This is a genomic window from Actinoplanes sp. NPDC048791 (assembly GCF_040650095.1).
GTDB lineage: Bacteria > Actinomycetota > Actinomycetes > Mycobacteriales > Micromonosporaceae > Actinoplanes.
The window spans coordinates 1-20,043 of the sequence record NZ_JBEZGQ010000038.1 but is presented as its reverse complement, the minus strand read 5'-3'; the positions used below and the strand labels follow the sequence as shown (position 1 = coordinate 20,043).

The window sequence follows — 20,043 nt, the reverse complement described above, 5'->3', positions numbered from 1 at the left end:
CGCAGTAGCCCTGTCGCCAGTCGGGACGTCCCCGGACCGCCAGACCCCCGCGAACACTCACGCAAGCCCTCACCCGGGGGCAGCAACGATGGGCAGTGAGCCTGACAATCCAGATGCCGCCCGGCCCTGACGGGCCGGACGGCATCCATGGTCCAGCAATGAGCGACGGTCAGCGCCATGCACCCACGCACGAGATCCAGCTCTTGATCTTCGGTTTTCGCTCTGCCGTCCTACTTCGGCGCGTTGAGCCCGTCCAGGGCCGTGACCGCGCCGCGGTGCAGGACCACCGGGTCGGTCTTGCGGGCCTGCTCCAGCGTGATCTGCTTGGCCGCCGCGTTCGCCTGCTCGAGCTGCGGCTTGCGGTCGAAGAGCGTCTTCGTCAGCACGCAGGCCACGTTGGCGTCGAGGTTCTCCCGGACCAGCAGGAAGTTCGGCACGACGATGGTCGGCACGTCCGCCGCGGTCTTGTAGGCGGCCGCCGGGATCGTTCCCGTCTCGTAGACCGGGTTGATCTTCTGGAGCTCCGGCAGCAGTCCGGTGATGTCCAGGAACTCGACCTGGTCCGCCGACGTGGTCAGCAGGTCGGTGATGCCCGGGGTGGGCAGGCCACCGGACCACAACAGCGCGTCGATCGAGCCGTCCTTCATGCCGTCGACGGTCTTGACCAGGTCCAGCCGCTGGGCCTGGACGTCCTTGTCCGGGTTGAGGCCCGCCGCGGTCAGCACCCGCTTGGCGATGACCTCCGTGCCGGACTTGGGCGAGCCGGTCGAGACCCGCTTGCCCTTCATGCCCGCCACGTCCTTGATACCCGCGGCCTTGCGCACGATCACCTGGGTGTAGTTGGTGTGGATGCGGGCCAGCGCCTGGATCGGCTGCTTCGAGGTGAAACTGTTGGTGCCGTTGACCGCGTCGGCCGCGCTGTCGGCCAGCGAGAACGCGACGTCGAACTCACCCGCGACGAGCTGCTGGATGTTCTGCACCGAGGCGCCGGTCTCCGCCGCCGTCGCCTTGACCTTGCCGCCCGTCGCGGCGATCTGCTCGGCGTAGGCGTTGCCGAGGGCGAAGTAGACGCCGGTCGCGTTGCCGGTCGCGATGCCGATCCGGGTGTCGTTGGCGACATTGCAGGTCACGTCGCCGCCGGCGTCGACCGTGGCCGCGTCCTGCTTGCCGCCGCAGCCGGTGAGCGCGGCCGCGGTGAGCGTGCCGGCCGCGGCCAGTGCGAATGCCTTCCTCATAACGTGGTCCTCCCCGTTCGATGGATGATGGCGATCCCCGCAGCCAGTGCGAGCGCGACGGCGCCGGCCGCGATGGTCAGCGGCGCCAGGTAGAGCAGGAGCAGGCCGGCGAGTCCGCCAAGGACACGGCTGGCCGGCCCGGCCGCCCCGATGCCGGGCACCCAGCCACCGGTGGCGACGGCCAGGCCGACGACCGCGAAGGCGGCGACGACCGTGGCCCAGACGACGCCGGTGACGGGCCCGCGGGCCAGCAGGTATTCGCCGGGATCGGTGAGCACAAAGGCGATCGGGGCCAGGAAGGCGGGCAACGCGTACTTCAGTGCCTGCCACATCGTGGGCACGGTGCGGCCGCCGGTGATCGCGCTGGCGCCGACCGCCGCGAGGGCCGTCGGCGGGGTGACCTCGGAGAGCACGGAGTAGTAGAAGACGAACATCGCGGCGGCGGGCGCCGAGACACCGAGCCCGAGCAGGGCCGGCCCGATGATCACCCAGCCGATGATGAAGCTGGCCGTGACCGGCACGGCCAGACCGAGAACCGCCAGCGCGATCGCCGCCAGCACAACCGTCAGGGCGAGCACCACGGTCTGGTTGTCGCTGACCGCGCGGGCGCCGTCGATCAGCAGGGACGCGAGCTGGGCGCCGAGTCCGGTCTTGGTGGTGGTCGCCGTGATGATGCCGGCGGCGGCGCAGACCGCGACGACCGGCAGCACACCGCGGACGCCGGCCGACAGCGCGGCGAAGAGCCGTCGCGGGGTGAGCCAGGCACGCCGGTCCAGGAAGGAGAGCACCGCGGCCAGCAAGGTCGCATAGACCACGGCGCGGGTGGCGCTCTGCCCGACGGCGAGCAGGAGAACGATGAGCACGAGCGACGAGAAGTGGTAGCCGAAGCGGCCCAGCAGCCGCCACGCGCTGGTTGCGGGAGCGTCGATCGGCCGTACCTGGAAGCGCCGCACGTCGATCTCGACCGCGAGCAGAATGCCCAGGTAGTAGAGGACGGTCGGGATCATCGCCCAGCCGAGCACGGTCAGGTAGGAGACGTCGAGGTACTCGGCCACGATGAACGCGGCGGCGCCCAGGGTCGGCGGGGAGAGGATCGCCCCGACACCCGCGGCGGCCAGCATGCCGCCGGCCTGCTCGGCCGGATAGCCGGCCCGGCGCAACATCGGCCAGGTGACGGCGCCGACACTGACGGCGGTCGCGGTGCCGGACCCGGATACGGTGCCGAGCAGGAAGCCGGCGGCAACAGCCGTACGCCCGGCGGCGCTGCGCGACTTACGGAAGGCCGCGACGGACAGGTCGACGAAGAAGCGGCTCGCCCCGGACAGATCAAGCACGGCACCGTAAATGGTGAACAGCACGATGTAGGTGGCGGCCACGTCGAGCGGGGTGCCGTAGAAGCCGCTGCCGGAGTTGTAGAGCGCGTCGACGATCTGGGCGAAGTCCAGCCCGGAGTGCGCGATGGACCAGTTCTGCGGGAGCAGGCCGCCGTAGTAGCCGTAGGCCAGGAAAGCCAGGCAGACAATCGGCAGGGCAAGCCCGGTGGTACGGCGGCACGCCTCAACGACGAGCACGAGCATGACGGCGCCGGCGATGACGTCGGGGGTTTCCAGGAGGCCTTGGCGGTTGAGGAACTCGTTGTAGCCGCCGGCGAAGGGGTTCACCGGGTAAAGGCAGACCAGGAGGGTGACGACGGCGAGGGCCCAGTCGAGGGGAGACGGTAGGTCGCGGCGTTTTGGCTTGGTCGTCTTGAGGTCGGGCTGGTCTGCCTTGAGATCTCGCTGGTACGCACTGAGATCGGGCTGGTCTGTCTTTCTGGGCGGGAAGCCGGAGCGGTAGACGAGGAAGACGAGTGGCAGGGTGCCGGCGAGGAAGATGATCAGATAGAACTGGCTGCCCTGGGCGAGCGGCCGGAACACCTGCCAGAGCACAAGCAGCGCGGCGGCGAAGGCGACAACCGCGACGGCGATGCCGATGCGACCGGTCAGGGCCCGGGCGGGACGCTCCTCGTCGTCGAAGTGGACGGCCGCCGGATCGGCGAGCGGGCTGTCCGGAGGCCGGTCCGCGGCCACCGCGGAAGGCGGACCGTCGGGGCCGTCATCGGCTGCCGTCCGGCCGGTCCGATATCGACCGTCGACCATGAACGGACCGTACTATGCACCGTGCGGCTTGTAACCTGTCATTGACGTGACTGTGGATAACCTAGGACACCGTCTCGTCACAAATCGGGCAAAAGTAGTTTCCGCTCCGGGCCCGGACCGTTGATACCGGTTATGGTGCGTCGCTCTTCTCTGCAGGACATCCGCGAACAGACCTACAAGGTCCGTGACGCGTGGTGGACCGTCCTGCTCGTCGATCCGCTCGCGGCCAGGCTGGTCCGCCTGGTCGCGCCCTACCGGTGGATCACCCCGAACCTGCTGACCGTGGTGGCGATGCTGCTGGGAGTGGGGTCGGCGGCCTGCTTCCTGGCCCAGGACCGCTGGTGGCTGATCGCCGGTGCCGTGCTGTTCCACCTGAGCTTCGTGGTCGACTGCATGGACGGCAAGGTGGCTCGGCTGAACGGAACGGGATCCCTGTTCGGAGCCTGGTTCGACTTCATGTTCGACCGCCTCCGGGTCTTCATGTGCGCGGCGGCCCTGTTCGGCGGCCAGTACGCACGAACCGGCCACGTGGCGTTCCTGTGGACGCTGGTCGTGGTGACGTTCCTGGACCTGTTCCGTTACCTGAACTCACAGCAGATGGCGAAGACCCGGCAGAGCATGCGGGACATGCTGGAAGAGGCCCGCGGCCCGATGCCGCAGGAGCCGATCACGGGTACGCCGATCCCGCCGCAGGGGCCACGTGCCCGCTTCCGGGAGGCGCTGCTGCAACGCCGGATCCGGACTCACCTGTTCAGCGGCATCGAGTTCGAGATGACCGTGTTCATCATCGGCCCGCTGACCGGTCAGGTCATCGCCACGTCGGTGGTGGCCGGGACGCTGCTGGTGGGCTTCGAGTTGCTGTTGATCGTGAAGCTCTGGCGGGCCACTCGGAGTTTCCCGGTGGCGTTGGCCAAGGCTGAGGCGACGGCGAAGCTGCTCAGGCAGCCGCCGGTCCGGCCGGAGAGCCGGGATGAGGAACTCGAGCTCAGCGAGACCACGTCGTCGCGTTAGGCGCTGCGGCGTCGTCGCGCCGCAGCGTCGTCGCGCCGCAGCGTCGTCGCGTTAGGCGCCGCGGCGTTTCCCCTACCTGTCGCCTGGAGAGTCAGCTCTGTTGGTAGGTGACAGCTGCGATGCGGCAGCTGGCGTGCAGGAAGATGTAGTCCGCCCCCTCTCCCCAGCCCAGGTCGGCGCCGCCCACCAGGCCGACGTAGTCCATGGTCATGGCGCAGCACGGGCACTGCGGATACTCCGCGTCCTGGATCCAGTCCGGGGCGCCACCGAGCGTCGAGCCACCCTCACCCCAGGCGCTGGCCAGCCGCGGACTCGCGCGGATCGGGCCCAGCTCGGGGAGCATCGGCGGCGGCTCTTCCGCGGAGGTGCGGAGATAGTCGGGGCGCTCGTTGCAACCCGACCAGACCGCGCCGCCGTCAGTGGTGACGTCGGTGAACAGCGTCGTGTAGTTGGTGCAGAGGAAGCAGGTGGTGACGCGCAGCCGGCCCGACCAGCCGGTGTGCGCAAGCGCCCGGGCGACGTCCGGATCCGCCGTATCAAGGTCAACGACTGTCCAGATCTGCGACGCACACCACGGACAGACCAGGTCGCCGTCGGCCTCTGTCTCCGCCCCTGCCTTTTCGCCATCAGCCTCCGGTGTGTCCACCATGTGGAGTTCATAGGCGACCGGGCCGTAAAGCTCGTGGTTCGTACCGTCCGGGCGGAGGTCCCAGCCGCCCTGGCGCGCGTACGCCAAGGCGTCGATGTGCAACCGCTCCATCCCCGGCGGTGGACTATCCTGCCACCGCCGGAACGCGGCCGCGGCCGGCGCGCTGCGGACCTCGGACAAAATCAGCAGTAGGTGGCCGAGGCGCTCGTCACCACGGTCGATCCGCGTGATGACCTCTTGCACCGTCTCCTCATCCGCCGCCGCGAACAGAACAGAGGGCCAGAGCAGTCCGCGATCCAACAGCTCCCGCAGATGCGGACGCAGGGCCGCCGGGTCGGCCTTGGCGATCTGCTCCAGCTCGTCCACCGCGTCCCAGTCGTCGGTGGCGGCCCGGCCGATGAGTGTGATCATCGGCGGATCCTAGCCATCACCGAGGTACTTGAGCACCGCCAGGACGCGGCGGTGGTCGGTATCGGTCGGCGGCAGGTCGAGCTTCGCGAAGATGTTGCTCACGTACTTCTCGACCGCGCTGTGACTGACACCCAGCGAGTCGACGATGCCGTTGTTGGAACGCCCCTCGGCCATCAACCGCAACACCTCCAGCTCGCGCGGCGTGAGCCGCTCCCGGAAGTCCGGCCGGCGGCGCACCATGAGCTGAGCGACCACCTCCGGGTCCAGGGCCGTGCCGCCCTCGGCGATCCGGCGCAGCGCGTCAAGGAAGTCACGCACCCGGGCAACCCTGTCCTTGAGCAGGTAACCGACCGAACTCGTGGCCGCCGACAGCAGATCGTTGGCGTACCGCTCCTCGACGTACTGCGACAGCACCAGAATGGCGATCTTCGGATATCGGTGGCGGATCGTCAGAGCTGCGCGGATGCCCTCATCGGTATGGGTCGGCGGCATCCGGACGTCGACGACGACCACCTCGGGCTCGTGCTCGGCAACCGCCCGCAGGAGTTCCTCGCCGTCGCCCACGGCGGCCAAAACGTCGAAGCCACCGTCGCTGAGCAATTTCGTCAGGCCGGCGCGCAGCAGCACCGAATCCTCCGCAAGGATCAGCCGCACGGCAGAACCACCTCGAGGACGGTCGGCCCACCGACCGGGCTGCTCAAGGAGAGCCGCCCGTCGACGGACGCGGTTCGTTGGATGAGCCCCGCTATCCCACCACCGGGCTTCGCGGTGGCGCCACCGCGGCCCTCGTCGGCAACCTCGATATGCAATTCGCTCCCTAGGCGAGTCAATGTCACGGAGGCGGTCAGTGCTGAGGAGTGCTTGGCCACGTTCGTCAGGGCCTCCGAGACGACGAAGTAGGCGACCGCCTCGATCGACGCCGGGCAGCGCGGCTGCACCTGCACGGAGACGTGGATCGGGATCTTGGCCCGGGCGGCCAGTCCGGAGATGGCGGCGTCCAGTCCACGGTCATTGAGCACAGCCGGGTGCAGGCCCCGCACGAACTGCCGGAGCTCGCTGAGCGCCGTGAGCGCCTCGTCGTGCGCCGCCACGATCGCATCGGCCTCGGGTGAGGGCGCCGTGATCGCCTCCCGGGCCATGCCGAGATTCAGCGCCAGGGACAGCAACCGCTGCTGGGCGCCGTCGTGCAGATCGCGTTCGATACGCCGGCGTTCCTCGTCGGTGGCGAGGACGATCGCCGCCCGGCTGCTGCGCAGCCAGTCCACCCGCTGCTTGAGGATCTCGACGTTGGTGGGCCCGAGCAGGCGGTCGGCGGTCTGCCGATCGTGGCGCACGAAGCGCCGGGCCGCCGGCGGAGCAATGATCAGCACGGTCGCCGGGACCGCGATCAGCAAAGCCCAGGCGTGATACATCAGCTGGCGTCCCGTGCTGCGCAGCGTCCAGGCCGGCTCGGCGATGGTGATCTCCAGGAGTCGGCGGAACCGCAACCGGTGCAGCACGGCGACCTCGTGCACGAACCAGGCGAAGACCAGCGGTAAGGCCAGCACGGCGACGACGTAGAGGACGACGAGGAACGCGCCGCCGGCCGGCCCGGTGACGAGGCTGAGCAGCGCGGCCCCCCACAGGGTCACCAGCAGCCCGAACAGACCGGCAGCCAGCATCGACAACGCGGCGCCGGCCAGGAGATGGCAGATCGATCGCCCGGTCGTCACGCGGTCCGTCGGGAAGAAGCGGATGTCCACGCCGTCGACGGTAGGGATCGGGGACCGGCCTGACCATCCGGAAAACCGCGGGCGTGGGGTGAGGAAAACCCCACCCTCGGCAGCGCGCGCACCCCACTGACGCCGAACCGTCGTGCCGGAAACCTGGGAGGCGACCACGGAAGGAGCCATCATGATCGAGGCAAAGGGCCTGACCAAGCGGTACGGCGCCAAGTGTGCGGTGGAGGACCTGACCTTCACGGTGCGGCCGGGCGTCGTCACAGGCTTCCTGGGGCCCAACGGCGCCGGCAAGTCCACGACGATGCGCATGATGCTGGGGCTGGACCGGCCGACCCGCGGCTCGGTGACGGTCAACGGCAAGCCGTACGCGGCCCATCGCACGCCGCTGCGGGAGGTCGGGGCGCTGCTGGACGCGCGAGCTGTGCATCCGGCGCGCAGCCCGTACCACCACCTGCTCGCCCTGGCGCAGTCCAACGGCCTGCCGCGAGCGCGGGTGCTGGACGTGATCGAGACGGTCGGTCTGGCCGACATCGCCAAGCGCCGCGCCGGCCGGTTCTCCCTCGGCATGGAGCAGCGGCTCGGCATCGCGACCGCGCTTCTGGGCGACCCGCACACGCTCATCCTCGACGAGCCGCTGAACGGCCTGGACACCGAGGGCATCCGCTGGGTCCGCGGCCTGCTGCGCGACCTCGCCGCGCGGGGGCGCACGGTGTTCGTCTCGTCCCACCTCATGACCGAGATGGCGCTGACCGCGGATCACGTGGTGGTGATCGGCAAGGGACGACTGGTCGCCGACACGAGTCTGGCGAGCCTCGTGGCCGATTCGGGTCACAGCTCACTCGAGGACGCGTTCGTCGACCTCACCAGGTCGACCGTCGAATTCCCCTCCTCAACCCAGAATGGGAACCACCGATGAGCGTCATGCGCGCCGAGCTGACCAAGTTCCGCTCGGTCTCCTCCACCGCCTGGTCCCTGCTCAGCGCCCTTGCCCTGATCATCGGCTTCGGCATCCTGTACGCGATGGTCCGCGTCACCCGCCCACCGGCCGATCCCGCGGGTTTCGACGCGGTGAGCGTGAGCCTGTCCGGAGTCCAGGTGGCCCAGCTCGCCGTGGGAGTCCTCGGGGTCCTGGTGATCACGAACGAATACACGAGCGGCCTGATCCGCACCACCTTCGCGGCCGTTCCGAGGCGCAGCCGGGTGCTCTGGGGCAAGGCAGCGGTCCTCGCAGTCGCGATCTTCACGCTGTGTCTGCCGGCCGTGTTCGGCGCTTTCCTGACCGGCCAGTCGGTGCTGTCGGCCGAGCACCTCGACGTCTCACTCGGCGAGCCCGGGGTAGCACGAGCGGTCATCGGCGCAGCGCTCTATCTGACGGTGGTCGCCGTGATCGGGCTCGGCCTCGGCGCGATTCTGCGTCGCACGGCCGGCGGTGTCGCGGCGGTCATCGGAATTCTGTTCGGACCGCAGATGCTGGCCGGCTTCCTGCCGTCGGAGCTGGCCGACGACGTCTACCCCTGGCTGCCCTCCCCGGCCGGGCTGGCGATCACCACGACACGCCCAGACTCGACGCTGTTGTCCCCCTGGGCCGGATTCGCCGTCTTCGTGCTCTACGCGGCCGGTCTGCTCGCAGTGGCCGCATGGCGCCTCCGCCGCAGCGATGCCTGACCTCTCACCCCACCACCTGCTCACGTCAGGAGTCCACAAATGCTGACCGTCGCCACCATCATCACCGCGTTGTCCCTGACCGCCGGCCTCTCGGGGACCGCGCTCCCCACTGAATCTCGGATCAACGCGGGTGACAGTCCAAGACTCTCCTGGCATCCCTGTGCTGCCGGACCGGACGATGCTGAGGGACAAGCCCTGGCCGATGCCGGTATTGAGTGCGGCGACGTGACTGTGCCGCTGGACTATGCCGATCCGCACGGCCGCACCATCACCGTGGCGATCGCCCGCAGCCGGGGCAGCGACACCGCGCACCACCTCGGTCCCATGATCATCAACCTGGGTGGCCCCGCGTCGCCCGTGCTGGACAGCGTTCCGCTTGCCCGGGCTGCGATGGGCGCGACGGGCGAACGCTTCGACCTGATCGGCATGGACCCTCGTTTCGCCGGTCGCAGCACTCCTGTCGACTGCCGATGGCCCGCCTATTGGCTGCCCCGCTCAGTCGGCGCCGACCGGGCGGGATTCGATGCGATGGTGGCCCTGGACCGTGACCTCGCCGGGCGCTGCGGCAGCGCGGAGGGGAAGCTGCTCCGGCATGCGTCCACTGCCAACATGGCTCGCGACATGGACCGGATCCGGGCCGCGCTCGGCGCGCCGAAGCTCTCCTACCTTGGATACTCGCAGGGCTCCTATCTCGGCGCGGTCTACACCCAGCTGTTCCCCCGTCGAGCCGATCGGATGGTCCTGGACAGCGCTATTGATCCGGCGTTGTCCGGAACGCGTGTGCTGCGGAATGCCGCTGCCGGACGGGAGGCTGGGCTGCGGGAGTGGGCTGCCTGGGCTGCCGCGCGTGACGCCGACTATCACCTGGGCAAGACAGTCGAGGCGGTGCTCGGCACCGTGCGCCGGGTCTATGCGGCCTCAGCCCGGCGCCCGCTGACCGTTGGCGCGTACCGGGTGGACGACACCCTGCTGCCGGCGTTGATCGTCACGCCGCTCACCGACGATACGGAGAACGGTGAGCTGGCGACCGTGGTGCTGATCCTCGCGCGAGCAGCCGACGGACTGCCCGTCGAGCCCACCGAGGGCATGAGCGAGACGCTCGCGAGCCTTGTCGACGGGGTGGGATCGGCGACGCACACCGCTCAGACTGCGATCCTCTGCGGTGACGCCGCCGTCGCGCGGGACCCGGAGGTCTACTGGCGTGACATTCAGCGGCACCGAGCCTCGTCACCGCTGTTCGAGCCACTCGCTCGCACGATCACGCCTTGTTCCTTCTGGCCGTACGCGCCGGCGGAGCGGCCGATCGACGTACACAACGGCACGCCCGCGCTGATCGTCCAGGCCGAGAAGGACGTCAACTCCCAGCTACCCGGCGCACAAGCGTTGCACCGGGCGCTGACCGGCTCGCGGATGATCGTGCTGGCCGGGGCGCGTACCCACGGTGTGTATCTGTTCCGGGGCGCGAGCTGCGTCGACGAGGCAGTTGACGCGTACCTGGCCAGCGGCCGCCTGCCTGCCGGCGACACGACCTGTTCTGAGTGACCACGTCCGCCACCCCCGCGTGGGGGTGGCGGGCTCCCCGGCGGCGGGGCAGTCTGACCCAGATCAGCCTGAGGAGGAGAAATGGCGGCGACTGACGGTACGGCGGCGTTCCGCGAGGCCCGGGATTTCCTGCTGGAGCACCGCGAGGACTACGCCGAGGCGTGGGCGCAGTTCGGCTGGCCGCAGCTCGGCGCGTTCAACTGGGCACTCGACTGGTTCGACGTGATCGCCGAGGGCAACAACAGCCCCGCCCTGTGGATCGTCGAGGAGGACGGCTCGGAGCAGCGCTACTCCTTCGCCGAGATGGCCGGCCGCTCCAACCAGGTCGCCAACTGGCTGCGGGAGCGGGGTGTCGCCCGCGGCGACCGCATCGTGATGATGCTCGGCAACCAGGTGGAGCTCTGGGACACGATCCTCGCGGTCATGAAGCTCGGCGCGGTCATCATCCCGGCGACGCCGCTGCTCGGTGCGGCCGATGCCCGGGACAGGGTGACCCGCGGCGGCGCGCAGCACGTCATTGCCCTCGCCTCGGCGGCCGAGCGGTTCGCCGACGTCGGTGCGGAGGTCACGCGCATCGCGGTCGGCTCGCCCACCGACGGCTGGCATCACTTCTCCGACGCCTACGCCGGCTCCACCGAGTTCACGCCGGACGGAGTCACGCAGTCCAGCGACACACTGCTGCTCTACTTCACCTCCGGTACGACTGCGCGTCCCAAGCTGGTCGAGCACACGCACGCGTCGTACCCAGCGGGGCATCTGTCCACGATGTACTGGATCGGACTGCAGCCCGGCGATGTCCACCTCAACATCTCGTCGCCGGGCTGGGCGAAACACGCGTGGAGCAACGTGTTCGCCCCGTGGAACGCGCAGGCGTGCGTGTTCATCCACAACTACACGCGGTTCGACGGGCCGCGTCTGCTGCGCGAGATGCAGCGCTGCGGGGTGACGAGCTTCTGCGCGCCGCCGACGGTGTGGCGGATGCTGATCCAGTCCGACCTCACCGCGCTGAAGAACCCGCCACGGCTGGTGGTCGGTGCCGGGGAACCGCTGAACCCTGAGGTCATCGAGCAGGTCCGGAAGGCCTGGGGCGTCACGATCCGCGACGGCTTCGGCCAGACCGAGACGACGGTCCAGATCGCGAACACCCCGGGCCAGAAGGTACGGCCGGGCTCGATGGGCCGCCCTGTCCCCGGCTATCAGGTGGCGCTGATCGACCCGCTGACGGGCGAACATGCGGACGAGGGCGAGATCTGCCTGCACCTCGAGCCGCGCCCACTGGGCCTGATGGTCGGCTATCACGGCGACGCCGAGCTGACGGCGCAGGCCATGGCGAACGGCTACTACCACACGGGCGACATCGGCTCCCGCGACGCGGACGGCTACATCACCTACGTCGGCCGCACCGATGACGTGTTCAAGGCGTCGGACTACCGCATCTCGCCCTTCGAACTGGAGAGTGTGCTGATCGAGCACGAGGCGGTCGTGGAGGCCGCCATCGTGCCGTCACCGGACGCACTGAGACTCAACGTGCCGAAGGCCTACGTGGTCCTGGCCGAGGGATGGGCGGCCAACGACGAGACCGCCCAGGCGATCTTCGCGCATTGCCGCGCGCACCTGTCGCCCTACCAGCGGGTGCGACGGATGGAGTTCACCGAGCTGCCGAAGACGATCTCCGGCAAGATCCGGCGGGTCCAGCTCCGCGAGGCCGAACGCACCAAGCATGCGTCCGCGGACGCAACGCCCGACGGCGAATATCTGGACCGCGGCTGACTCTGTGGCCACGGACGAAATGCGGCGACGACGGGGAACGGAGTGAGGTGCGAATGGAGTCAGGCGTTGCGAATGCCGGCGGCGTCATGGAGGTCCAGGATCTCCACGGCCTGCTCTCGCATCTCCACCTTTCGCACTTTCCCGGTCACCGTCATCGGGAAGCCGTCCACCACATGCACGTACCGCGGCACTTTGTAATGGGCGAGCTTTCCCTGGCAGAAGTCGCGGACCGCTTCAGTGGTCAGCGGCGTTGCTCCCGGGCGCATCACCACCCAGGCCATCAGTTCCTCGCCGTACCTCTGGTCCGGGACGCCGATCACCTGCACGTCCGACACGTCCGGATGGGAGTAGAGGAACTCCTCCACCTCCCTCGGGTACACGTTCTCGCCGCCCCGGATCACCAGGTCCTTGATCCGGCCGACGATGTTCACGTAGCCGTGCTCGTCCATCGTGGCCAGGTCGCCCGTGTGCATCCAGCGGGCCTCGTCGATCGCTTCCGCGGTCGCCTCCGCCTGATCCCAGTAGCCGAGCATCACCGAGTAGCCGCGAGTGCACAGTTCCCCCGCCTCGCCGCGTGGCGTCGGCAGGCCCGTCGCCGGGTCGACCACCTTCGACTCCAGGTGCGGCATCACGCGGCCCACTGTTTCCGTACGGCGGTCCAGGCCGTCGTCGCGGCGGGTCATCGTCGAGACCGGGGAGGTCTCCGTCATGCCGTAACAGATCGCCACCTCGGTCATGTGCATCTCGGCCACCACCCGCTTCATCACCTCCACGGGGCACGGCGAGCCCGCCATGATCCCGGTACGCAGCGACGACAGGTCGTACGCGGTGAAGTCGGGCAGGCCCAGTTCGGCGATGAACATGGTCGGTACGCCGTACAGAGAAGTGCATTTCTCCTGGGTGACCGCTCGCAGAGAGGCCGCGGGGTCGAAGCCCTGAGCCGGCAACACCATGCAGGCACCGTGCGAGGTCGCCGCCAGGTTGCCCATCACCATCCCGAAGCAGTGGTACAGCGGCACCGGGATGCAGATCCGGTCCTGCTCGGTGTAGCCGACCAACTCGCCGACGAAGAAGCCGTTGTTGAGGATGTTGTGGTGCGACAGCGTCGCGCCCTTCGGGAAGCCCGTCGTGCCAGACGTGTACTGGATGTTGATCGGGTCGTCGAAGGCCAGCGACGCGGCGCGTTCCTCCAGCGAGCGGCCCTGGCCGGCGGCGATCAGGTCGTCCCAGTCCGGGGTGCCGATGAAGATCGTCTCGGTGAAGCCGACCTCGGCGATCATGCCGCGGTAGTCACTGGTCTTGAACGCGACCGCGCTGACCAGCAGGCGCACGCCAGCCTGCCGGATCACATAGGCCAGTTCGTGAGTGCGGTAGGCCGGGTTGATGTTCACCAGGATCGCGCCGATCTTCGCGGTCGCGTACTGCGTGATGACCCATTCCGCGCAGTTCGGCGCCCAGATCCCCACCCGGTCGCCCTTGTCGATGCCGCGGGCCAGCAGGCCACGGGCGACCTCGTTCACCGCGGCGTCGAACTCGGTGTAGGTCCAGCGGCGGCCGGCGGCCACATCCACCAGCGCCTCGCGGTCGCCGTGGGTCGCCACCGTGCGTTCGAGGTTCGCGCCGATCGTCTCGCCGAGCAGCGGCACGTCGGAGGTCCCGGAAGCGTAGGAGAGCATTTCTGCAGCATGAGCCGGTCCACGTGGCAGCGCCACCCCCGTTCAGGGGTGGACCGCGAGCCTGGTCCGCGACATGCTGGTGACGTGCTCGAAACAGCCGATCTGTCCGCCGCGCTGGGCCGGGTCCGGCGGGTGACCGGGCTGCCGGTCGCGTTCGGCGGGGCGGTGGCTGCCGACGGCCGGGCCATGCGGCTGACCGACTTCGCGGGCACGGTGACCGGCGCGCTGCACGGGCTGGTGGTCAGCGCCGGAAACGGTCTCGGCGGGCGGGTCGTCAGCATGGCGCGGCCGGGACGGGTCGAGGACTACGCCACCGACCCGCGGATCAGCCACGAGTACGACAAACCGGTCACCGCCGAGGGATTGCGGGCGATCGCCGCGGTGCCGGTCGCGATGGGCGGTTCCGTCCTGGCGGTGCTGTACGCCGGCACGCGGGAGCCGCTGTCGGTGGGAACCCGCGCGCTCGACGCGATGAGCCAAGTTGCGGCGCGTATCGGCACCGAGGTGACCGTACGCCGGGAAGTGCAGCGCCGGATCGCCGAGCTGGAGACGACCGCGGCCCTGACCCGGGCGGCGCCGACGGCCCCGGAGTGGGAGGACGTCCGCCAGGCGCACGCCGACCTCCGCACGATCGCCCAAGAGGTCGACGACCCTGCGCTGCGGTCCCGGCTCCAGGACGTGTGCGCGCTGCTCGCCCAGTCCGGCGGCTCGGAGCGGTCGCCCAACCCGTTGTCGCCGCGGGAGCTCGACGTGCTGGCCATGGTTGCGGTGGGCTGCGGCAACGCGGAAGCTGCCCGGCGGCTCGGGCTCCTGCCGGAGACGGTCAAGAGCTATCTGCGCAACGCGATGCGCAAGCTGGGCACGCACGGCCGGATGGAGACAGTCGTGACGGCCCGGCGGCTCGGCTTCCTGCCTTGAACGGCAGCAACAGGACGGCCATGGCGGCAACAGGACTGGCTGGGGAGGCCTAGGGTCAGGAGAGTGAAGAGACCGACGATCGCCGATATCGCCCGCGAGGCCGGGGTCTCCAAGGGCGCCGTCTCCTACGCGTTGAACGACCGGCCCGGCGTCTCCGAGGACACCCGCGCCCGCATCCTCGCGATCGCCGACCGGATGGGTTTCCGGGCCAGCGCCGCCGCCCGGGCGCTCGCCGGGGCGCCCGCCAAGGTCGTCGGGCTCGCGTTGCGGCGGCCGGCCAGCACGCTGGGTGTCGAGCCGTTCTTCATGGAGCTGGTCAGCGGGCTCGAGGCCGAGTTGTCCACCCGCTCGTACGCGTTGCTTCTGCAGATGGTCCCGGACGACGACCCGGCGGCCGAGATCGAGGTCTACCGGCAGTGGTGGATCGAGGGCCGGGTCGACGGGGTGCTGCTCTGTGACGTCCGCGCGGACGATCCACGGGTGCCGGCTGTGGCGGAGATCGGGCTGCCCGCCGTCGTCGTGGGGCCGCCTACCGACGGTGAGCTGCTGCCGAGTCTCTGGTCCGACGACGCGGTCTCGGTGGCCGAGGCGGTCGAGCACCTGGCCGGGCTCGGTCACCGCCGGATCGCCCGGGTCGCCGGGATCCCCGAGCTGGCGCACACCGGCGCCCGCAGCCGCGCCTTCGCCGAGAACTGCGAACGGCTGGGGATCGCCGAGGCGCCCCCGGTCTGGACCGACTACACCGGCGAGGCCGGCGCCCAGGCCACCCGCGACCTGCTGCACACCCGGCCACGGCCGACGGCGATCGTGTACGACAACGACATCATGGCGATCGCCGGGCTCGCCACCGCGCAGGAACTGGGGTTCGCCGTGCCGGCCGAGTTGTCCATCGTCGCCTGGGACGATTCGCCGGTCTGTGGGCTCGTGCATCCGCCGCTGACCGCGCTCACCCGCGACATCGTCGCCTACGGCGAGAACGCGGCCCGGCTGCTGCTGGCGGTCATCGCGGGCGACGAGGTCACCAGCCGGCTCGACGAACCGGCCCACCTGGTCGCCCGCGCAAGCACGGCGCCGCCGCCGCCGGTCACGGAAAACAAAGACCAGAGGAGTACGGCCACCGCTGATTGAGTCCGGCGAAGCGGAACGCGGAACGCGGGAGGCCGGATACGGGAGGCGGAACGCGGAACGCGGGAGGCCGGATACGGGAGGCGGAACGCGGAACGCGGGACGAGGGACGCGCAAGGCGCAGCGCGAACGCGCGCGGCGGGAAAGGCGCAAGGCACGGGACGAACGCGCAGCGCAAAACACGAAAGGCAGAACCCGGACGCGCAAAGGCGGAACGCGGACACGCGCAGGCGCGAGATGCAAGAGCTCAAGGTGCAAACCGCAGCGCGGAACGCGCAATGCAGAACTTGGAAGACCGAAGGCGAAAGGCGCGACACGCAAGGGCTGAGGCGCAGGGACGTAAGCGCAGGGCGAACGCGAAGCAAATGCCCTTCAGGCAGGCCCCGTACTCCGCCGCACCTCAAGCCGCCCACCCTCAGCCTGCACCGGCGCCCGCACATCCCCATCCAAAGCCGCAAACAACTGAGCCACAGCCAACCCCCCATAAGCCGCAATATCGCGCCGAACAACAGTCAAAGGCGGCCCTACCACCTGACAAAGCGGCGAATCCTCACAAGCCACAACCGACAGATCCCCCGGCACCGCCACCCCCAGCTCCCCCGCGACCCCCAGCCCAGCCACCGCCATAACGTCGTTGTCGTAGACGATCGCCGTCGGCCGCTCCGGCCCGCCCAGCAGCTCCCGGGTTCGCTGCGCCCCAGCCCGGCCGGTGTAATCAGCCCGCACGATCGTCAGCGTCATCCCTCGCTCAGCGCACGCCCGGGCCATCGCCTCGTCCCGGATCGCCGTGTGCACCATCTCCGCCGGCCCGCTGACCCGGGCCACCCGGACGTGGCCCAGCTCAGCCAGGTGCTGCACCAGCTCCAGCGTCCATCCGCGGTCGTCGCACCACGCCCCGGGCATGCCGTCGTCCGGTGTGCTCGCGATCAGCGCCGCCGGCAGGCCCAGCCGGCGGACCGCCGCCAACCTGGGGTCGTCCACCCGGGGGTCGCAGATCAGTACGCCGTCGACCCGGCGTTCGGCGCTCCACCGGCGGTGGACCTGCGCTTCCTCCTCCAGGTCCGCCACCAGCTGCAACGCCAGGACGAAACCGCGTACCGCCAGCTCCTCCTGGATGCCGGCGATCAGCTGGCGGCGGAAGACCTCCACGGTCAGCGCCGCCGACGAGCGGAGCAGCACCAGCCCGATCGCGTGGGCCGCCGCCCCGTGCAGGGCCAGCGCCGGGCCGTTCGCGCGGTAGCCGAGTTCGCGGGCGATGCCCAGGATGCGCTGGCGCAGGTCCGCGGAGACGCCGGGACGGCCGTTCAGCGCGTACGAGACGGCGATCCGGGACACGCCGGCACGCCGGGCGATGTCGGCCATCGTCGCTGCTCGCACGGCTTAGCGTAAACCCAGGTCCTATGCTCCAGCCATGATGCGTGTCGTGGTGCTGCCGGACGGGGTCCAGGTCGTCGAGGCGGCCGTCCCGGAGCCGGGACCGGGTGAGGCACAGCTGCGGATGGTGGTGGCCGGCGTCTGCGGCTCCGACACGCACGCCCTGCGGGGCCGGCATCCGAACGTTCATCCGCCGTACGCGCCCGGGCATGAGGTGGTCGGGGTGGTCACCGCGGTCGCCGCGGATGTGACCTCGGTCCGGGTCGGGCAGCGGGCCACCGTCGAGCCGGACCTGCCCTGCTGGGAGTGCAAGCAGTGCCGGGCCGGGCGGCAGAACCTGTGCGAGCGGCTCGGGTTCTTCGGCTGCGGGTCCGAGCAGGGCGGGATGGCCGACGTTTTCACCATCGACGCGCGGCGCCTGCATGGTGTGCCCGACGACTTCGACGATGTCACCGCGGCCCTGATCGAGCCGCTTTCCACTCCCGTGCACGCGATCCGGCTGGCCGGCGGGGTTCGCGACCGGGCGGTGGCGATTCTCGGGGTGGGGACCATCGGTCTGCTGACTTTGAAGGTGGCGCGGGCGCAGGGCGCCCGGCGGATCGTCGTGACGGCGCGGTCGGCGGCCAGCCGCAAGCGGGCGCTGGCTTTCGGGGCGGACGCCGCCGTGGACGCGACGGCTGCGGACGCTGCCGATCAGGTACGGGCAGCGCTCGGCGAGAGCGCCGACGTGGTGTTCGACTGCGTGGCCGAGCAGTCGACCATGACGCAGTCACTGGCTATCGCCGACAAGGGTGGCACTGTCGTGGTGGTCGGTGTGCCGGCCGGCGAGGTGACGATTCCGCTCGCGTTGTTGCAGGACAGCCAGTTGCGGATCCAGGGCAGTGCGACGTACCTGCCGGAGGACTACGCCGATGCGATGGTGCTGCTGCGCGACGGCGTGGTGACCGCGGCTGACTTCGTGACGGCGGTCCGGCCGTTGAGTCAGGCCGCGGCGGCCTTCGCCGATGCCGAGAGCGGGGAGCACATCAAGGTGCTCGTCAAGTCTGGTTCGATCGGCGTCGACGTGGTGAGCTGAGCGGCATGACGGACTACGACATCGTCGTCGTGGGCAGTGGGTTCGGCGGGAGTGTCACCGCGTTGCGGCTGACCGAGAAGGGTTACCGGGTCGGTGTGCTCGAGGCCGGCCGGCGCTTCACCCCCGAGACGCTGCCCAGGACGTCCTGGGATCTGCGGGCCTTCCTCTGGGCACCCGCGCTGGGCCTGCGCGGCATCCAGCGGATCACCCTGCTCAAGGACATCGTCGTGCTCTCCGCGGCGGGCGTCGGCGGCGGTTCGCTGGTCTACGCGAACACGCTCTACCAGCCGCCGGCCGCGTTCTTCGCCGATCCGCGCTGGGCCGGCATCACCGACTGGGCCCGCGAGCTGGAACAGCACTACGCGCAGGCCTCCCGGATGCTGGGCGTCACGGTGCAGCCGTCGATGACTCCGTCCGACGAGGTCATCCAGGCCGTCGCGCAGGACATGGGAGTCGGCGGCACTTTCCGGCGTACCCCGGTCGGGGTTTTCTTCGGTGAGCCCGGCCAGACCGTGCCGGATCCCTATTTCGGCGGGGCCGGGCCCTCCCGGACCGGGTGCACCGAGTGCGGTGACTGCATGATCGGGTGCCGGCTCGGGGCCAAGAACCGGCTCGACCTCAACTACCTCTATCTCGCCGAGCGGGCCGGCGCGGTCGTGCACCCGGACACCACCGTCTCGGCGCTGCGGCCCGTCGGCGACGGCTGGGAGCTGACCACCTCGCAGGGCACCTTCACCGCGCGGGAGGTGGTGCTGTCGGCCGGGGCGCTCGGCACCCAGCGGCTGCTGCACGCCATGCGGGACACCGGTGTGCTGCCGGGACTCTCCGACCGGCTCGGTGCGCTGACCCGGACCAACTCCGAGGCGCTGCTCGGCGCGCAGTCTGTGTCCGTACCGGAAAAGCCCTTCTCCCGCGGGGTGGCGATCACCTCGAGCTTCCACCCGGACGCCGAGACCCACATCGAGCCGGTCCGCTACGGGCCCGGCAGCAACGCGATGGGCCTGCTCACTACCCTGCTGGTGGACGGCGGCGGCCGCGTGCCGCGGCCGGTCCGCTTCCTCGGCCAGGCGCTGCGGCACCCGCGCACGCTGCTGCGGTCGCTGTCGAAGCGACGCTGGAGCGACCGGACCATCATCGCGCTGGTCATGCAGACCGTGGACAACTCTTTGACGGTACGGCGCACCAAGCGCGGCCGGCTCACCACCGGGCCCGGCCACGGCCCGGTCAACCCGACCTGGATCCCCGTCGGTCACGAGGCGGTCCGCCGGATGGCCGCCAAGATCGGTGGTCATCCCGGCGGCTCGGTGGGTGACGTCTTCGACATCCCGATGACCGCGCACATCCTCGGCGGCGTGACCATCGGCGACTCCCCCGCGACCGGCGTGGTCGACCCCTACCAGCGGGTGTACGGCTACCCCGGCCTGCACGTGGTGGACGGTTCGGTGATCCCGGCCAACCTCGGGGTGAACCCGTCGCTGACCATCACCGCGCTGGCCGAGCGGGCCCTGTCGCTGTGGCCCAACAAGGGTGAGGCGGATCCGCGGCCCGCTCTCGGCGCAGCTTACGAACGCGTCGAGCCGGTGGCGCCCCGTTCCCCCGCGGTCCCGGCCCACGCCCCCGCGGCCCTGCGGATAACGCCGGGCGCCCCCCCCCCGGGGTGTTGGGCGGCGGGGGGGGGGGGGGGTGGTGGGGGTTGTTGTGTTTGGGGGGTGCGGGGCGCGGGGGGGGGGCCG

General features: G+C 70.1%; 16 protein-coding genes. 9 read left to right on the top strand and 7 right to left on the bottom strand.

All coding sequences use genetic code 11. The features are described from left to right. Positions 1-230: 230 nt before the first annotated feature. A complete protein-coding gene (locus AB0C29_RS05480) occupies positions 231-1,235 on the bottom strand; it encodes a TAXI family TRAP transporter solute-binding subunit (protein ID WP_360815542.1) in 1,005 nt (334 codons plus the stop codon). Continuing rightward, complete coding sequence (locus tag AB0C29_RS05475) at positions 1,232-3,373, bottom strand: TRAP transporter fused permease subunit (RefSeq protein WP_360815539.1); 2,142 nt, start codon at positions 3,371-3,373, stop codon at positions 1,232-1,234. Before AB0C29_RS05475 ends, AB0C29_RS05480 begins: the two co-directional genes overlap by 4 nt. Positions 3,374-3,505: 132 nt before the next feature. On the opposite strand from AB0C29_RS05475, the gene AB0C29_RS05470 reads away from it, so the two are divergent. Continuing rightward, entirely contained in the window at positions 3,506-4,384 is an 879-nt protein-coding gene (locus AB0C29_RS05470; protein WP_360815536.1) for a CDP-alcohol phosphatidyltransferase family protein, read from the top strand. 91 nt (positions 4,385-4,475) lie between these two features. Here the strand turns inward: AB0C29_RS05470 and AB0C29_RS05465 are convergent, their stop codons facing one another. From AB0C29_RS05465 to AB0C29_RS05455, 3 genes are read right to left on the bottom strand one after another with little or no spacing between them, the layout of a single operon-like run. Then, positions 4,476-5,399: a hypothetical protein gene (locus AB0C29_RS05465; RefSeq protein WP_360815533.1), complete on the bottom strand. Its 924-nt coding sequence runs from the start codon at positions 5,397-5,399 to the stop codon at positions 4,476-4,478. A 54-nt stretch (positions 5,400-5,453) separates the two neighbouring features. Continuing rightward, positions 5,454-6,098, bottom strand: a complete 645-nt coding sequence (locus AB0C29_RS05460) for a response regulator transcription factor (protein ID WP_360815530.1) — start codon at positions 6,096-6,098, stop codon at positions 5,454-5,456. Then, positions 6,089-7,186, bottom strand: coding sequence for a histidine kinase (locus AB0C29_RS05455; RefSeq protein WP_360815527.1), 1,098 nt, complete (start codon positions 7,184-7,186; stop codon positions 6,089-6,091). Before AB0C29_RS05455 ends, AB0C29_RS05460 begins: the two co-directional genes overlap by 10 nt. A gap of 151 nt (positions 7,187-7,337) precedes the next feature. On the opposite strand from AB0C29_RS05455, the gene AB0C29_RS05450 reads away from it, so the two are divergent. The 4 genes from AB0C29_RS05450 (at position 7,338) to AB0C29_RS05435 (ending at position 12,142) form a co-directional block, all read left to right on the top strand. Then, entirely contained in the window at positions 7,338-8,081 is a 744-nt protein-coding gene (locus AB0C29_RS05450; RefSeq protein ID WP_360815524.1) for an ATP-binding cassette domain-containing protein, read from the top strand. Beyond that, a complete protein-coding gene (locus AB0C29_RS05445) occupies positions 8,078-8,830 on the top strand; it encodes an ABC transporter permease (RefSeq protein ID WP_360815521.1) in 753 nt (250 codons plus the stop codon). The genes AB0C29_RS05450 and AB0C29_RS05445 overlap by 4 nt, the downstream gene beginning before the upstream one ends. A 39-nt stretch (positions 8,831-8,869) precedes the next feature. Then, on the top strand, positions 8,870-10,372 hold the full coding sequence (locus tag AB0C29_RS05440; RefSeq protein WP_360815518.1) for an alpha/beta hydrolase: 1,503 nt from the start codon (positions 8,870-8,872) through the stop codon (positions 10,370-10,372). 81 nt (positions 10,373-10,453) lie between these two features. Next, positions 10,454-12,142, top strand: coding sequence for an AMP-binding protein (locus AB0C29_RS05435; protein WP_360815515.1), 1,689 nt, complete (start codon positions 10,454-10,456; stop codon positions 12,140-12,142). Positions 12,143-12,201: 59 nt separating this feature from the next. Here AB0C29_RS05435 and AB0C29_RS05430 read toward each other — a convergent pair whose 3' ends face one another. Further along, positions 12,202-13,818, bottom strand: coding sequence for an AMP-binding protein (locus AB0C29_RS05430; RefSeq protein ID WP_360815512.1), 1,617 nt, complete (start codon positions 13,816-13,818; stop codon positions 12,202-12,204). Between the two features lie 84 nt (positions 13,819-13,902). Between AB0C29_RS05430 and AB0C29_RS05425 the strand changes: the two genes are divergently transcribed. Next, positions 13,903-14,736 carry a LuxR C-terminal-related transcriptional regulator gene (locus tag AB0C29_RS05425; RefSeq protein WP_360815509.1) on the top strand — a complete coding sequence of 278 codons (834 nt, stop codon included), beginning with the start codon at positions 13,903-13,905 and terminating at the stop codon, positions 14,734-14,736. Between the two features lie 63 nt (positions 14,737-14,799). After that, positions 14,800-15,864 (top strand): LacI family DNA-binding transcriptional regulator, encoded by a 1,065-nt coding sequence (locus AB0C29_RS05420; protein ID WP_360815506.1) that lies wholly within the window; start codon positions 14,800-14,802, stop codon positions 15,862-15,864. A 369-nt stretch (positions 15,865-16,233) separates the two neighbouring features. Here the strand turns inward: AB0C29_RS05420 and AB0C29_RS05415 are convergent, their stop codons facing one another. Then, entirely contained in the window at positions 16,234-17,223 is a 990-nt protein-coding gene (locus AB0C29_RS05415; RefSeq protein ID WP_360815503.1) for a LacI family DNA-binding transcriptional regulator, read from the bottom strand. A gap of 49 nt (positions 17,224-17,272) precedes the next feature. Between AB0C29_RS05415 and AB0C29_RS05410 the strand changes: the two genes are divergently transcribed. Then, positions 17,273-18,310, top strand: a complete 1,038-nt coding sequence (locus AB0C29_RS05410) for a zinc-binding dehydrogenase (protein ID WP_360815500.1) — start codon at positions 17,273-17,275, stop codon at positions 18,308-18,310. A 5-nt stretch (positions 18,311-18,315) separates the two neighbouring features. Beyond that, the coding region (locus AB0C29_RS05405) for a GMC family oxidoreductase (RefSeq protein WP_360815498.1) at positions 18,316-20,043 on the top strand (1,728 nt) is incomplete at its 3' end.

What these genes read in the sequence shown, in the direction of transcription:
- AB0C29_RS05480 (WP_360815542.1), bottom strand. Translation starts at nt 1,235, where the DNA reads ATGAGGAAGGCATTCGCACTGGCCGCGGCCGGCACGCTCACCGCGGCC.
- AB0C29_RS05475 (WP_360815539.1), bottom strand. Translation starts at nt 3,373, where the DNA reads ATGGTCGACGGTCGATATCGGACCGGCCGGACGGCAGCCGATGACGGC.
- AB0C29_RS05470 (WP_360815536.1), top strand. Translation starts at nt 3,506, where the DNA reads ATGGTGCGTCGCTCTTCTCTGCAGGACATCCGCGAACAGACCTACAAG.
- AB0C29_RS05450 (WP_360815524.1), top strand. Translation starts at nt 7,338, where the DNA reads ATGATCGAGGCAAAGGGCCTGACCAAGCGGTACGGCGCCAAGTGTGCG.
- AB0C29_RS05445 (WP_360815521.1), top strand. Translation starts at nt 8,078, where the DNA reads ATGAGCGTCATGCGCGCCGAGCTGACCAAGTTCCGCTCGGTCTCCTCC.
- AB0C29_RS05440 (WP_360815518.1), top strand. Translation starts at nt 8,870, where the DNA reads ATGCTGACCGTCGCCACCATCATCACCGCGTTGTCCCTGACCGCCGGC.
- AB0C29_RS05435 (WP_360815515.1), top strand. Translation starts at nt 10,454, where the DNA reads ATGGCGGCGACTGACGGTACGGCGGCGTTCCGCGAGGCCCGGGATTTC.
- AB0C29_RS05430 (WP_360815512.1), bottom strand. Translation starts at nt 13,818, where the DNA reads ATGCTCTCCTACGCTTCCGGGACCTCCGACGTGCCGCTGCTCGGCGAG.
- AB0C29_RS05415 (WP_360815503.1), bottom strand. Translation starts at nt 17,223, where the DNA reads ATGGCCGACATCGCCCGGCGTGCCGGCGTGTCCCGGATCGCCGTCTCG.
- AB0C29_RS05410 (WP_360815500.1), top strand. Translation starts at nt 17,273, where the DNA reads ATGATGCGTGTCGTGGTGCTGCCGGACGGGGTCCAGGTCGTCGAGGCG.